At 68.3% G+C, this 13,765-nt stretch carries 12 protein-coding genes; 7 read left to right on the forward strand and 5 right to left on the reverse strand.

Going from position 1 to position 13,765, the window contains the following annotated elements; genetic code table 11:
• Positions 1-135: 135 nt before the first annotated feature.
• The 6 genes from G5C60_RS20380 to G5C60_RS20405 all read left to right on the forward strand — a co-directional run bounded on the left by G5C60_RS20380 (position 136) and on the right by G5C60_RS20405 (position 6,409).
• Entirely contained in the window at positions 136-1,434 is a 1,299-nt protein-coding gene (locus tag G5C60_RS20380) for a Rieske 2Fe-2S domain-containing protein (protein ID WP_165261328.1), read from the forward strand.
• A gap of 9 nt (positions 1,435-1,443) precedes the next feature.
• Positions 1,444-2,406, forward strand: coding sequence for a PDR/VanB family oxidoreductase (locus tag G5C60_RS20385; RefSeq protein WP_165261330.1), 963 nt, complete (start codon positions 1,444-1,446; stop codon positions 2,404-2,406).
• Positions 2,403-2,816 (forward strand): nuclear transport factor 2 family protein, encoded by a 414-nt coding sequence (locus G5C60_RS20390; RefSeq protein ID WP_165261332.1) that lies wholly within the window; start codon positions 2,403-2,405, stop codon positions 2,814-2,816. The genes G5C60_RS20385 and G5C60_RS20390 overlap by 4 nt, the downstream gene beginning before the upstream one ends.
• A 143-nt stretch (positions 2,817-2,959) precedes the next feature.
• Positions 2,960-4,450 (forward strand): aldehyde dehydrogenase, encoded by a 1,491-nt coding sequence (locus G5C60_RS20395; RefSeq protein WP_165261334.1) that lies wholly within the window; start codon positions 2,960-2,962, stop codon positions 4,448-4,450.
• Positions 4,451-4,686: 236 nt separating this feature from the next.
• Positions 4,687-5,283, forward strand: a complete 597-nt coding sequence (locus G5C60_RS20400; protein WP_165261336.1) for a nuclear transport factor 2 family protein — start codon at positions 4,687-4,689, stop codon at positions 5,281-5,283.
• Between the two features lie 58 nt (positions 5,284-5,341).
• On the forward strand, positions 5,342-6,409 hold the full coding sequence (locus G5C60_RS20405; protein WP_165261338.1) for a maleylacetate reductase: 1,068 nt from the start codon (positions 5,342-5,344) through the stop codon (positions 6,407-6,409).
• Between the two features lie 335 nt (positions 6,410-6,744).
• Here the strand turns inward: G5C60_RS20405 and G5C60_RS20415 are convergent, their stop codons facing one another.
• Genes G5C60_RS20415 through G5C60_RS20425 form a run of 3 tightly spaced genes read right to left on the reverse strand, consistent with a single transcriptional unit; the run spans position 6,745 to position 9,910 of the window.
• On the reverse strand, positions 6,745-7,293 hold the full coding sequence (locus G5C60_RS20415) for a VOC family protein (protein ID WP_165261340.1): 549 nt from the start codon (positions 7,291-7,293) through the stop codon (positions 6,745-6,747).
• 59 nt (positions 7,294-7,352) lie between these two features.
• The gene (locus G5C60_RS20420) at positions 7,353-8,171 is read right to left on the reverse strand and encodes an SDR family NAD(P)-dependent oxidoreductase (RefSeq protein ID WP_165261342.1); all 819 of its coding nucleotides are present in this window, start codon (positions 8,169-8,171) and stop codon (positions 7,353-7,355) included.
• A 41-nt stretch (positions 8,172-8,212) separates the two neighbouring features.
• Positions 8,213-9,910, reverse strand: coding sequence for a thiamine pyrophosphate-binding protein (locus G5C60_RS20425; protein ID WP_165261344.1), 1,698 nt, complete (start codon positions 9,908-9,910; stop codon positions 8,213-8,215).
• Between the two features lie 364 nt (positions 9,911-10,274).
• On the opposite strand from G5C60_RS20425, the gene G5C60_RS20430 reads away from it, so the two are divergent.
• Positions 10,275-11,054, forward strand: a complete 780-nt coding sequence (locus tag G5C60_RS20430; RefSeq protein ID WP_165261346.1) for an IclR family transcriptional regulator — start codon at positions 10,275-10,277, stop codon at positions 11,052-11,054.
• A gap of 28 nt (positions 11,055-11,082) precedes the next feature.
• Here the strand turns inward: G5C60_RS20430 and G5C60_RS20435 are convergent, their stop codons facing one another.
• Positions 11,083-11,502, reverse strand: a complete 420-nt coding sequence (locus G5C60_RS20435) for a nuclear transport factor 2 family protein (RefSeq protein WP_165261348.1) — start codon at positions 11,500-11,502, stop codon at positions 11,083-11,085.
• Between the two features lie 165 nt (positions 11,503-11,667).
• Positions 11,668-13,377, reverse strand: a complete 1,710-nt coding sequence (locus G5C60_RS20440) for an MFS transporter (protein WP_206439769.1) — start codon at positions 13,375-13,377, stop codon at positions 11,668-11,670.
• Positions 13,378-13,765: the final 388 nt, after the last annotated feature.

Genomic DNA, 13,765 nt, shown 5'->3' on the forward strand with positions numbered 1-13,765 from the left:
ACTCGCAGGTTAAATGCGAATGTGAATTAACAATCCTATTTGAGGCCGCACACGACGCTGCCCTCGCAGGTGATCCCCCACAGCCCTGCATGCGCGCCACCGGCTGTGCGTCCGAGCCGCACGGGAGACAGAACGATGACCACCACTTCAGACACTTCAGGGGTCGACACCGGCACGGCCTACGGTCGCCCGAAACCCTCGTACAACGCCCGTCTGCGCGAGGTCGGGCCCGGAACGCCCATGGGAGAGGCCCTGCGTCGCTACTGGCACCCGGTCGCCAGCTCCGAGACGCTCATCGCCGGTGCCCTGCCGCAGAAGACCCGCGTACTGGGCGAGGACCTGGTCGTGTTCCGGGACGGGCAGGGCAAGCCCGGTGTCGTGATCGAGCGCTGTACCCACCGCGGCGCCAGCCTCTACTACGGCCGCGTCGAGGACGACGGCATCCGCTGCTGCTACCACGGCTGGAAGTTCGACGTCCAGGGCCGCTGCATCGAGCAGGCGTGCGAGCCGGGCCTGGGGCGCAGGCGCGACGCCGCACGTCAGCCGTGGTATCCCGTCGAGGAGCGCTACGGCCTGGTCTTCGTCTACATGGGCCCGCCCGAGCTCAAGCCCGAACTCCCCCGCTACGACGTGCTGGAGGACCCCGCGGAGGACGAGAAGTACTTCGCCAGCTGGCCGGTTCCCCACGCCGCGGTCCTCGGCATGCCGACGGACTTCAGCTGGCTCAACATCTACGAGAACTCCGCCGACCCGACGCACGTCACCTGGCTCCACTCCACGCACAGCGGGTACCAGATGATGGGCACCGGCACCTTCGGCTACCCCGAGAACTTCTTCGACCCGGCCCTCATCGCCGACCGTGTGACGTACGAGCGCACCGACCACGGGCTGAAGTACACCCAGCGATTCGAGGTCGAGGGCGAGGACGGCGAGGTCACCGAGTGCGGCTTCGCGGTCGAGCAGCATCTTCCCAACGTCTTCGGCCTGCCGGACTTCGTGAAGATGACCTTTGACGAGCGGCCGGACCAGTTGCTGTGGGTCGTGCCCTCCGACGACACCAGCCACCGGCTCTTCTTCTCGATCCGCACGAACGATCCCGAGCGCATGGTCCACTTCGTCATCGGCATCACGCAGAACGGCAAGCAGAACCACGAACTGACCGACGAGGAGCGCCAGAAGTTCCCCGGTGACGCGGAGGCCCAGGGCTCGCAGGGAGCGATCACCCTGGACTCCGAGGAGACCCTGGCCACCGGAGACCGCGGCGTCGTCATGCTGCGTCGCATGCTTCTCGCGATGGTCGACGACGTCGAGGCCGGGCGCGACCCGATCAACATCGTCCGCGACGCGTCGCAGGTCCACCGCACCGAGTCCGGCCTCTTCACCCTCGGCAAGCGCCCGTCGGGCGACGACGCCACGGCCACCGCCGCAGTCTGAGCAAGAACGATGAGCAACGAGTGGCTCGACACCATCGTGGTCGCCCGGCACGATGCGACGGCCCGGATCGTGGTGCTCGATCTGGTCAGTCCCGCCGGCATCGAGCTCCCGGAGTTCGCCGCCGGCGCCCACGTCGACGTACTGGTGGATGGTGCCGCCGGGCTGGTGCGCCAGTACTCCCTGTGCGGGCCGCCGCAAGACCGCACCCGATATCGGCTGGCGGTGCTGGCCGAGGCGGCCTCGCGCGGCGGCTCGCTGGGGATGCATCGGCTCCGCGAGGGCGACAGGCTGCGGATCTCGCGTCCGCGGAACAGGTTCGGAGTCTCGGACCAGGCGCGTCGCCATCTGCTGATGGCCGGCGGAATCGGCGTCACTCCCCTGTTGGCCATGGCACACGAGCTCGAAGCCAGAGGCGCGGAGTACGCGTTGCACCACTTCGCTCGAAGCCGGCCGGATTCGGCGTTCCTCGACGAGTTGGAGCAGAACCCCCGCGTTCGGCTCCACTTCGACGACGGCCCGGACGACCAGCGCTTCATCTCCGCCACCGACCTCGGTCCGCCCGACCCCGACACGGCGATCTACGTCTGTGGCCCCGGGGGCTTCATGGACTTCGTGATCTCCATGGCACTCGGAGCGGGATGGCCCGCCGAAGCGATCCACAAGGAGCGCTTCGCGCCCGTGGAAGACGCCGCCGCGCACACGGCCGGCGGGACGTTCAGGGTGCGGCTGGCCAAGACCGGCGGCGAGTACGAGGTCAAGGACGGCGAGAGCGTACTCGACGTCCTGCTCGCGGGCGGCGTCGACGCCCCCTACTCCTGCCAGCAGGGAATCTGCGGCGAGTGCATCGTGCGCGTACTCGCCGGAGAGCCCGACCACCGCGACGACATCCTGACCGACCGTGAACGCGCCGACGGCATGTTCACCACGTGCTCATCGCGAGCACACTCACCGATTCTGGAGCTCGACCTATGACGACCGCATCCACCGCAACCACCGGACCCACCGCGACCGTCCAGGCGATCGAGCAGGCAGAGGCCGCATGGCTCGTGGCTCTCACCGAGGGCGAGGAAGCGATGACCGCCCTCATGCTTGCGGACAGCCGGGCCGTCCACGGCCCGGTCGGAAAGATCGACGACCGCGAGACCTTCGCCCATTTCACCTGGACCCGCCGCCGCCACGTTTTCGCGAAGGCCGAGGAGCTCAGCATCACGGTGCACGGCACCACCGCGATCACCACATGCCTCCAGGAGATGCACATCGTCTTCGACGAGAACCTCCCGCCGTTCCCGGTCCAGGAGGCGGTGACGCGGGTCTGGGAGGAGACCGCGGAGGGCTGGCGCCTGGCGCACCTGCACCAGGCCAAGCGCATGCCGCCGGGCTGAGGCCCGGGAAGACCGACCGCCCTGCCCCTCACTCGGCTGTTCGATGAACGGACATGAGGGTTCAGGGCATGCCTCCGTGGGCGGAGAGTTCGTCAGGCAGGGTTCGTGCGGCGATCGCCGCTGTTGTGGAGATGAGGCAACACATGTCAGCCACTGAGACCGAGGCACCCACGTCCGGCGCGGTCCGGACCAGCGACCTCGTCATCGCGGGCGAGCACGTCGCGGCCAGGGACGGCCGCTACTACGAGACGACCGAGGCCCTGACCGGTGAACCGATCGCACGGGTCGCGGCAGCCTCCGTCGAGGACGTCAACCTCGCGGTGGACGCGGCGGCGGCCGCCTTTCCGGAATGGTCAGGCCTTCCGCCGGCCGCGCGGCGGTCGGTTCTGGAGCGTGCGGCCGTCCTGCTCGGCGAGCGCACCGACGAGATCGTCGCCACGATGAGTCGCGAGATGGGCGCCACTCTCCCCTGGTGCGGCTTCAACGTGCACGTCGCGAAGGGCATGCTCGTCGAGGCGGCGGCCCAGGCCTACTCGGCGGTCGGCGAGGTCATCCCATCGGACGTGCCCGGCCTCACCGCTCTCGGCGTGCGTCAGCCGGTCGGCGTCGTCGTCGGCATCGCACCGTGGAACGCACCGCTGATCCTCGGCGTACGCGCCATCGTGTGGCCGCTGGTGTGGGGCAACACCGTGGTGCTGAAGTCCTCCGAGCAGACGCCGCTCACCCAGGCCGCCATCGTCCAGGTGCTGCTCGATGCCGGTGTGCCCGCCGGAGCGGTCAACCTCATCAGCAACGCGCCCGAGGACGGTCCGAGCGTCGTCGAGGCGCTGATCGCCCACCCCGCCGTGACGCGCGTGAACTTCACCGGATCCAGCAGGGTCGGCCGTATCATCGGCGAACTCGGCGGTCGCCACCTGACCCGTGTGGTCCTCGAACTCGGTGGCAAAGCGCCGTTCTTGGTGCTTGCTGACGCGGATCTGGAAGAGGCCGCTGCGGCTGCCAGCTTCGGTGCCTTCATGAACCAGGGCGAGATCTGCATGTCGACCGAGCGCGTCATCGTGGACACAACTGTCGCCGACGAGCTCTCCTCCCGCCTCGCCGAGCGTGCCGCCAAGCTGGTCGTCGGACCCCCGAGCGACCCCGCCTCACAGATCGGTCCGCTGGTCCACGCCGTCGCCCGGGACCACGTGGTCGCGTTGATCGAGGACGCCCGCGCCAAGGGCGCGCAGGTCCTGACCGGTGGTACGGCCGACGGCTTGTTCGTGCAGCCCACCGTGCTGCGCGGGGTCACTTCGGACATGCGTATCTACACCGAGGAGACCTTCGGACCGGTGGTCTCGATCATCGAGGTGGATTCGACCGACGAAGCCGTCGCGGTCGCCAACGACACCGAGTACGGACTCTCCGCCGCGGTCTTCGGCAAGGACGCGGCAGCGGCCCTCGACGTGGCTCGCCGGATCAAGTCCGGCATCTGCCACATCAACAGCGCCACCGTGCACGACGAACCGCAGATGCCGTTCGGCGGTGTCGGCGCCAGCGGCTGGGGCCGGTTCGGCTCCCGCGCCGCGCTGGAGGAGTTCACCGAGTTGCGCTGGATCACCATCCAGTCCGGCTCCCGGCACTACCCGATCTGACGATGCGACGACGTCGTACGGCGCCCGTGACACCGCGTGCGCCGCGTCCCCGGCCCTTGCTCCCATTGCTGTGGTGCCTTGCCGCGGCGTTCAGCCCGGCGGTGGGCGCGGCATGGCTGGTGGACGCCCGAGAGACAGAGGCCTCCCAGCGGCTCGACCGAGAGCTGGAGGAACTCCTCAAGTCTGGCTGACGAGGCCCCTGTATCAGGGATCTCCGCCCCTCCAAGGAGTCAACAATGCCGCAGGCCGACACCGACCGCCACGAGATCCGGCAGCTCATCGAGAACTGGGCACTGTGGCGCGATGCTGGGGACTGGAGCCGATTCGCCACGGTCTGGCATCCGCGCGACGGCTGGATGACCGCCACCTGGTTCCAGGGAAGCGCCACCGACTTCATCAAGGCCAGTCGTGAAGGCTTCGAGAACGGGGTCAGCATCCTGCACTTCCTGGGTGGCCACACCGCGGACATCGTCGGCGACCGAGCCATCGCCCAGACGAAGATGACCATCAACCAGCGTGCGAGCATCGACACCGTCGAGGTCGACGTCGTCTGCACCGGCCGCTTCTACGACTTCCTTTCCCGCGACGAGGGCCGCTGGACCGTCGTGCGCCGACAGCCGATCTACGAGAAGGACCGGCTCGACGTCGTCGACCCCGCTGCCTCACTGACGTTGGACCCCGAGCTCCTGCATCGGTTTCCGACCGGATATCGGCACTTGGCCTACCTTCAGACCAAGGCGGGCTTCACGGTGAAGAACGGGCTTCCCGGTCTCACCGGCACCGCAGTGGAGCAGCTCCACTCCGAAGGCACACAATGGCTGGCCGGGGCCTGATGCGGGCCGTCACCCGCACGCGGTCGACCCAGCCGAAGACCTACCCGAGGAACAAACGATGAGGTTCACCCACGAGACCCTTCCCCAGCGGGTGGTGTTCGCGGCCGGGGAGTCACCCGCCGCCGTGGCGGCGGAGGTCGAGGCACTCGGCGGTTCCCGGGTCATGCTCATCGCATCGGACCGCGAGAAGGAACTGGCCGACCCGATCGCCAAGGAGATCCCGGTCGTACTGCGTCACGACGAGGTCGTGATGCACGTACCGGTCGAGGTCGCGCGACGAGCTCGTCAGGCGGCGGCCGCCGCCGACGCGGACATCCTGGTCAGTGTCGGCGGCGGCTCGACCACCGGTCTGGCCAAGGCGGTGGCGATGACCACCGGGCTGCCGATCGTCGCGGTACCCACCACGTACGCCGGCTCCGAGGCGACCAACGTCTGGGGCCTGACCGAAGGCGACACCAAGACCACCGGTGTGGACAACGGGGTACTGCCCGCGTCGGTCGTGTACGACGCCGGTCTGCTGACCACGCTGCCCGGCGCGATGACCGTGGCCAGCGGCCTGAACGCGATGGCGCACTGCGTGGACTCGATGTGGGGGCCACGCGCCGACCCGCTCGACCGGGCGCTGGCCCAGGAGGGCATCCGCGCACTGGCGACCGGCCTGCCCGCGGTGGCCGACGACTCGACGAGCGTCGAGGGCATCGAACAGACGCTGTACGGCGCCTACCTCGCCGCCGTCGCGTTCGCCTCGGCGGGTTCAGGCATGCATCACAAGATCTGCCACGTTCTCGGCGGCATGTTCAACCTCCCGCACGCACAGACCCACGCGGTCGTGCTTCCCTACGTGCTGGCCTTCAACGCCCCACACGCCCCGGAGGCGGAGGCGCGCATCGCCGAGGCCCTCGGCGCGGTCTTCGACACCCAGGCGGCGGGCGCCGGCCTCGCCGCCCTGCGCCAGGTCCTGGACGCGCCGAAGGCGCTGCGCGACTACGGCATGCCCGAGGACGGTATCGCCAAGGCGGTGGGGCCGATCATGAAGGCGGTCCCGGCCAACAACCCCACCCCCCTCACGGACGAGAACCTGACCGCGCTGCTGGAGGCGGCGTGGGCCGGCGACCCGATCGACTGAACGAAGCCCGTCATGGCTACCTACGTCAACCTCGGCTCGGCCCAGGCCGTCGACCGCGGCACGATCCACCGCGAGGTGTCGCCGGAGCAGCAGACAGTCGAGCAGCGGCTCGAGCCGCCTCCTTGACCAGGGAGATCATGAGTTCCTGCAGCCGCGGGTCCTGCCGCGCGGCGGCGCGCACCGTCGCGATGGCTGCGAGTCCGGCCACCTCCTTGTCCGCGAAGGCTCAGGCAGGCCGCTGTCAGCGGTGACGTAACCGGCGGAACAAGGGTGGTTGTCGCCGCACGGCAGGAGGGATTCGGCGGCAGTAGGACGCCGAGCTCGACGCGCTGAGCTCAGTCCGGCAGCAACTCCGCGAAGTCGCGCAGAGGTCGCGCCCCATCCCAGTCGACTGATGCCCGCCAGACGGAGGTGAAGACCCCTCGCGTGATCTCGTTGTCCTGGACGAGCTCGATCATTCCCGGGGCATCTTCACCGGTGTCCAGGAAGAAGACCTCACCCCCTGGGGCACGATCGTGGAAATGCACCGACGCTCCGCTCGCCTCACGACGTTCGACCTCTTCCCTGACGTTCGGCACGGCCTTGGCGACGTGATGGAAGCCGTAGCCATGGCGTTCGTAGGCGTCCTTGTAGATGGAGGGCTCGTCGTCGAGGGTCTGGACTAGCTCGACCATCATGTGCCCCGAGAACGCGAGCGCGAGGGTGAACTCGGCCTTCCCCGGCTCACCACGGTAGGTGGAGCCCTCGCCGCCGATCCTCCCGTTCACGAACCAGGGCCCGACGCCGAGTTCGTCGGTCCACCAGCGCATCCCGGCAGTGAGGTCGGGGACCGCGTACGCGACCTGGATGATGGCGTCGGTCGGCTGGCCGAAGGGAAACTCCATGGTGGTTGTCCTCGCTCGGGTCCTGTGGCGCAGGTGGTGATCGACGGCGGCCGTCGCCTCTATGTCGGCGGGCGGGTGAACCCGGTGGCGCCGCCGTCCACCGGGAGAGCCGCACCTGTGATGTAGCCGGCTTCGGACGAGGCCAGGAAGAGCACGGCGTCGGCGAGCTCGTCCGGTTCTCCTTCTCGGAGCATGGGAGTGCTGAGCCTGACCCGCTCTCGGAAAGCGTCGGCTCCGCCGGGCGGAAGGCCCGTCGTGCGTGTGGCGATGTCGGTGTTCATGCCGCCCGGAATGACGATGTTGACCCGGATTCCCTCGCCGATGACTTCGGCGGCGAGGATGCGTGTCAGGTGCTCGAGTGCGGCCTTGCTGGTTCCGTACGCGGCGATTCCCGCACTGGCCCTTCGGCCGGCTGCCGAGCCGCAGAAGACGACGGCCCCGCCGGGTGCGAGCAAGGGCCTGAGACCCTGCATGAGGAAGAACGAGCCCTTGACGTTGGTGTCGAACACCATGTCCCAGGTTGCTTCGTCCATGTCGTCGAGGCGTTTGATGCCCGCCTGCCCGGCATTGAGGAAGGCGGCATCGAGGTGGTCGACTCGTGCGGCGACCTCCGTGACCGCGGCCTTGATGCCGGTCACCGAGGAGAGGTCGGCCCGGACGGCGATCGTGCCGTCGCCGATCAGATCGCTCGCGGTCTTCAGCTGGTCAGGGTCTCGCGCGATGATGACCACGCGTGCACCCTCGCGCGCGAACGCCTGTGCGGCTGCCAGGCCCAGTCCTCTGCTGCCGCCGGTGACGAGGCAGGTCTTCCCGAGGAAACGCTGACGCCGGTCCTCGACGGCCAGGTCTCGGCTTCCCGCATCAGTCGTGTCGTCCATGGTTCTCCTTCGTACTCGGTCGGTCGGTCGGGAGCGGCGGCTCATGCGTCGATCTCGATGCCGCCGAACGGAGCTCCGCCGTTCAGGACGCGCTCCTCCGGAGGAATGGGCGCAAGGCTCACGCGTACGTCGATGCAGGTCGGTCGGCGGGCCGCGAGGGCGGCCTCGATCGCCGGGCGGAGCTGGTCGAGTTCTGTGACGTCGACGCCGTCCGCGCCGAGCGCTCGTGCCACGCCGCTGTAAGAGCCGTTCTCCAGGCGGTTGTTGGTGACGCGGTCCTGTCCGAAGAGAAACTGCTGGGTGTGCAGAGTGGCGCCCCAGGCCTGGTTGTTGAGGACGATCACAATGACCGGCAGTCCCGCCCGGACGAGGGCGTCGAACTCGGCGAGGCTGTAGCCGACGGCGCCGTCGCCGGTGACGAGGATCGTCGCCTTGTCGGGGGCCGCGCACTGCGCTCCCAGGGCCACGCCGAAGTTGCTCCCCATCGAGCTGAGGTAGCCGTGCCCCAGGTAGTGGGCCAACGGCGCCAGCGCGATCGTCTCGGAGAGCCACAGCTCGGTCAGAGCGCCGTCGACTACCACAGTGGCGTTGTCGGGGACGCTCTCGGCGATCGTACGGACCGCGAGGTACGGGTGGATCGCGGCGTCCTCGTGCTCCTCGGTCTCGGCGGCGAGTGCGGACCGCCGGGTGGCCGAGACGTCCCGCAGGGTCTCCAGCCAGTCGTCGCGCCCGGAGGGGACGAGGCTGTCGCCCAGGCGCTCGTTAAGCACGCCGACCGTGCCGACCGGGTCGGCCTGGATGCCGAGTTCGACATCCTGCAGACGGCCGAGTTCACGGCCGTCGGGGTCGATCTGGAAGATCCGCGAACTCGTCGGGAGCAGTCGGCCCGTGCCGAACTGGGTGGCCAGTCCGAAGCGCAGCCCGAGCAGAAGGACCAGGTCGGGCCGCTCGTCCTCGGGGACGGTGGCCAGGGTCTGGACGAGACCGACGTGCTGCTTCGAGCCGACGATCGCCCCGAGGCCCTCCCAGTCGGAGAAGAGGGGCACTCCGGTGCGGGCCGCGAACTCGTGCAACTGTGCCCGTGCCTCGGCGGTGACGAAGGACTTGCCGACCAGCGCGATCGGCCGCTGGGCGGCGCCGAGCGCGTCGAGGATCCGGTCGACGCCACCGGCGGGGGCGATTCCGGTGCCGTCGATGTCGAGGCGGTAGTCCTCGACCTCGTCGACGTCGACCGACTGGCGCAGGACGTCCCAGGGAATGTCGAGGAGCACCGGGCCCTTGGGCTCGGACTGTGCGATGCGGATCGCCTGGGCGACCAGGCGGGGGATCAGCTCGGCACGGGTGACGCGGTGCGCGAACTTGGTCACAGGGGCGGCCATGGCGATCTGGTCGAATCCGGCCTGCTGGTCGTTGATCTGGTCCGTCTCAAGAGGACCGGAGCCTGCGATGTAGAGGACGGGGGTCCAGTCCAGATGGGCGTTGGCGATGGAGGTCAGGACGTTGGTGAAGCCGCCGCCGGCCGTGACGACAGCGACACCCAGGTCCCCGGTGACCCGCGCATAGCCCTCGGCCGCGTGGCCGGCGTTCATCTCGTGGCGCACGTCGACGATGCGGAGCTTGGCATCCAGGGCGTCCTGGAAGATGCCGTCGACGTGTGCTCCGTTCAGGCCGAAGGCGACGTTGACTCCGGCTCGCTCCAGTGTTCGCACGACGAGCCCACTACCGGTTGCGGGTGCCATTCGGTGATCCGCCCTTCTGGACGTACTCAGGGTTCCAACAAAAGTCGCTGGTGACAGGGCCGTATCTCAGGCCGTCCGTACCGGAGTCTCGGGTGTGGCCCGGGTGACGACAATGGCCGTGTTCGTTGGATGGTCAACGCCTTGTTCGGCATGGAAAGTACGGGACCCCGTTGCAGATACTTACCGTGCTCCCAGCCATGTCCGGCCGGGACGCACATGTGCCGCCTGCAAGTACGCCAGGTGGGTGGGTGGGTGACTGGCTGCGTGCAGGGCGTCAGCAAAGCGCGCATTGTTAGAACATCGACGTTCATCCAACGAACAGGAAAGGTAGGGTGACCGAGGCCGCCAACGATGGAGGAGAGCCATGCCTCGCGCGCACGAGCCAGGACGCTCAGTCAGCTCTCGGCTGTGGGATCTGCTGTTCTCCTTCGACCCCAACCACACCGAGCTGAGCCTCGCCGACCTGGTCCGGCGTACCGGCATGCCGCAAGCCACCGCCAGGCGCCTCACGCTCGACCTTCTGGAGGCCGGTGCTCTGGAGCGCACCAGCGACAATCGGTTCGCGATCGGCCTGCCTCTGTGGCGCCTCGGAACCCTCGCACCGCGCGCCGAGACGCTGCGCAGCGCCGCGCAGCCGTTTGTGGAAGACCTGTACACGGCTCTTCACCAGCATGTGCAGCTGGCCGTTCTCCAGGGCGACCAGGCCGTGATCATCGAGCGGTTGTCGGCGGTCAACGCCGTCGGTCTGACATCGCAGGTCGGCGGCCTCCTGCCCTTGCATTGCTCAGGTGTCGGCAAGGTCCTTCTGAGCCACAGCAGTCCCGCCTTCATCGATGAGGTGCTGGCGGGAAGGCTGCAGCGCTTCACTCCCAAGACGATCGTGGACCCCACCGAGCTCCGTCGCGAACTGGCGTCCTGCCGCTCGACCGGAACGGTGGTCGTCAAGGAAGAGATGAGCGAAGGGGCCGAGTCGGTCGCGACGCGCATCCTTGATGGCCGCGGCAAAGTCGTCGCGGCTCTGTCTGTTGTGGTGGCTGCGGGCTCGATCAAACTGCAAGCGGCCGTCCCCTCACTGGTCACGAGCGGACTGGGATTGTCGAGGAGTCTCGGCTGGAGGCCGGGCATCCCCATTCGCATCTCCTAACCCTTCGTGGGGCGAGGAAACCGGCACGTCAGGCCGGTGGTTGCCGCCGGGAGAGCTGCATGTGACCGAGGCGCCATCCCTCGTCGGTCGAGAACCACACCCGGGTGGCCACGGCCTGCACCAGGAACGGCGGCAGGTCGGGCAGGCGCCGGATGCGCATCTTCTGAAAGCACGTCACGATGGCCCGTCCCCCTCGCTCCAGACACGTCACCTCGCTGGTCTCAGCCTCGACGGTCGGTCCCATGGACGCGTTGTAGCTGAGGAAGTGCTCACGTCCATGGACATTCCCGACCGGGCCGTGAACGGTCACGCAGTCGGGGAGCATGAGTTCACGCTGCTCCTCGTCGCCCTTCGTGATCGCGACGAGCCACGCCGCCTCCGCCTGAGCGACCGTGGCCGGCATGCGGACGTCGTTCGTACCGCTCGCCCCTGGGTGCGCAGTGGTCATTGTTCGTCTCCTGTCAGAGCCTGTCTGAGTGTGTCTGGTGATCGTTGTGTGTTGTGCGCCGTGGCCCGCCGCGACTGCTGTTGCCGGGGAGAAGTCGCGGCGGGCGCACCGGTTGTCCTGACCGGCCTGCCACCCGTGTCCCGGCGCCGGCCGTTCGTCAGGCGGTCAGCCCTCGAGGGTGTGCGGGTCGTCCTCGAGATGAGACTCGCCCACACCACCGCGTGCGCCGACGAGAGTGAGTGCCGCCGCCACGAGAGCAGCCACACCACCGAGCACGTATGCGAGGGAGTAACTGCTGCTGAGGGCGTCGAAAGCAACGTCCTTGAGTGGGTTGAAGGGCACCACCTGACCATCCGGCAGGGTGATGTCGGCCGGCACCGAGTTGGCGCCGAGCGGGCCGGATTCCACGGCGTGTACCGCCGCCTCCAGCTGCGGTCTCTGCTCCGCGGGAGCATTGGCCGCGGAGGCCTGGAAAGCCTCGTAGGCGTGCTGCAGTTCAGGATCACCGGCCAGTTTGCGGTCGATCTCGTCGGCAGCTCGCCCTAGTGCGACAGCACCGGCGATCGCGGGGCCGAGGGCGAACCCGAGGTCGCGGAACGTGCTCGTGACACCGCTCGCCATACCGGCGAGGTGGTTGGGCAACGTGTTGACCGCGACCGCGCTGATGGAGGCGAAGGCGAGTGCCGAGCCGACGCCGGCGAGGATCAGAGGCCCGACGATGGCGCCCAGGGCCCGATCGCTCGTCGGAACGCCGGCGAACCACAGCCCGCTGGTGCCGATGAGGGTCAGGGCTGTGCAGAGAACCCACCGGGGGTTGTAGCGCTCGAGCAGCTTGGAGGTGAGGGGCAGCAGTACGAAGCCGATGCCTCCGAAGAAGAGGTAGGCGACGGAGCTCTTCAGTGGGCTGAATCCCTGGATCGTGGTGAGGCGGATACTGGTGCCGTACATGATCACGAGGAACGCGAACATACCGATCAGGGTGACCACCGTGTTCATGGCGAACGCCCGGTTCCTGAACACATTCAGGAGAAGCAGCGGCTCGGCCGCACGGCTCTCGGCGAAGACGAACAGTACGAGGAAGACGGCCGCGACGATGAACGCGATGACGATCTGCGGGTTCCCCCAACCACTCTCCGGGCCCTGGATCACGGCGTACATCAGAGCGAACAGGCCCAGCGCGGCAGTGATCTGACCCGGCCAGTCGATGGATCGGCCCTCCGGCGAGGCGGAGTTCTGGGCGCGGGCCAGCGACAGAACCACGCTCACCGCGGCGATGACAAGGACGCCGACGAAGGCCCAGCGCCAGTTCGCGTTCCCGGCCCAGCCGAGTTCGATCTTGGCGGCGACGCCCGCCAGCAACGGTCCGAGGAAGCCGCCGACCGAGAGCGCGGTGGCCCAGATCGCCACACCACGGGCGCGAGTGGCGGTGGTGTGCGTGCCTGCCGCCACCATGGCGAGGCTCGTCGGGAAGATGGCCGCGGCCCCGATGCCGTTGAGGACCTGGGCAAGGATCAGCAACGTCACCCGAGTGTCGGTCGAGGATCCCTCAGCCGGCACCAGGACCGCGAGAGCCGAGCCCACGACTATGAGCGCGGCGCCCCCGATGAGCAGGCGCTTGCGGCCGAACAGGTCACCGAACACGCCGAAGCCCAGTCCCAACGCGGCCACGGGAAGCATGAAGGCCTCGGTGATCCACGTCAGTTGGGCCGAGGACGGCGCGAGATCCTGCTGGATCAGCCCGTTGATGAGCGAGGGGACGGACAGGGCTATCTGCGCAAGGCACACGGCGAGAACCACCGCCGCGAGAGTGCCTGGGCTCAGGGTGTATCTGCCGCCCTCTCCCTTTGACGCACTGGGTGAATCGATCTGGACCATGGACGACTCCTCGCGCACAAAGCGCTGCCATCGGACCGGCGTTCGCCGCCGGACCCAGCTGTGGGTGCTTCTGTCTCGGTCGTCCGGCAACACCGCTGCCGAACGCCCCAGGAGCCTTCGCGGACCGCCTCCGCGTGACTCTTCGACCGGACCTGATTCAGGACGCGCGGCCTGGTGGCCAACCCATCGAGCAGCGACAACGTAGGGTGTGGCCCCCGTCACGCCCAATGGGCATGTTCATTGGACGAACAAGCCACTACTCATCCGCAGCCCCGACACCCAAGGCCCATGAGTGACAGCCTCAGTACAGACGAAGCGGCAGGGACCGTAGATGCCTGACGCTGAGGTCACGCCTCGCTCTCTCAACGGGCCTCGACGAGCTCCAGCG

The sequence above is a fragment of the Streptomyces scabichelini genome (assembly GCF_011045015.1).
GTDB classification, from domain to species: domain Bacteria; phylum Actinomycetota; class Actinomycetes; order Streptomycetales; family Streptomycetaceae; genus Streptomyces; species Streptomyces scabichelini.

What these genes read in the sequence shown, in the direction of transcription:
- G5C60_RS20405 (WP_165261338.1), top strand. Translation starts at nt 5,342, where the DNA reads ATGAGGTTCACCCACGAGACCCTTCCCCAGCGGGTGGTGTTCGCGGCC.
- G5C60_RS20435 (WP_165261348.1), bottom strand. Translation starts at nt 11,502, where the DNA reads ATGACCACTGCGCACCCAGGGGCGAGCGGTACGAACGACGTCCGCATG.
- G5C60_RS20400 (WP_165261336.1), top strand. Translation starts at nt 4,687, where the DNA reads ATGCCGCAGGCCGACACCGACCGCCACGAGATCCGGCAGCTCATCGAG.
- G5C60_RS20425 (WP_165261344.1), bottom strand. Translation starts at nt 9,910, where the DNA reads ATGGCACCCGCAACCGGTAGTGGGCTCGTCGTGCGAACACTGGAGCGA.
- G5C60_RS20395 (WP_165261334.1), top strand. Translation starts at nt 2,960, where the DNA reads ATGTCAGCCACTGAGACCGAGGCACCCACGTCCGGCGCGGTCCGGACC.
- G5C60_RS20430 (WP_165261346.1), top strand. Translation starts at nt 10,275, where the DNA reads ATGCCTCGCGCGCACGAGCCAGGACGCTCAGTCAGCTCTCGGCTGTGG.
- G5C60_RS20415 (WP_165261340.1), bottom strand. Translation starts at nt 7,293, where the DNA reads ATGGAGTTTCCCTTCGGCCAGCCGACCGACGCCATCATCCAGGTCGCG.
- G5C60_RS20420 (WP_165261342.1), bottom strand. Translation starts at nt 8,171, where the DNA reads ATGGACGACACGACTGATGCGGGAAGCCGAGACCTGGCCGTCGAGGAC.
- G5C60_RS20390 (WP_165261332.1), top strand. Translation starts at nt 2,403, where the DNA reads ATGACGACCGCATCCACCGCAACCACCGGACCCACCGCGACCGTCCAG.
- G5C60_RS20380 (WP_165261328.1), top strand. Translation starts at nt 136, where the DNA reads ATGACCACCACTTCAGACACTTCAGGGGTCGACACCGGCACGGCCTAC.
- G5C60_RS20440 (WP_206439769.1), bottom strand. Translation starts at nt 13,377, where the DNA reads ATGGTCCAGATCGATTCACCCAGTGCGTCAAAGGGAGAGGGCGGCAGA.
- G5C60_RS20385 (WP_165261330.1), top strand. Translation starts at nt 1,444, where the DNA reads ATGAGCAACGAGTGGCTCGACACCATCGTGGTCGCCCGGCACGATGCG.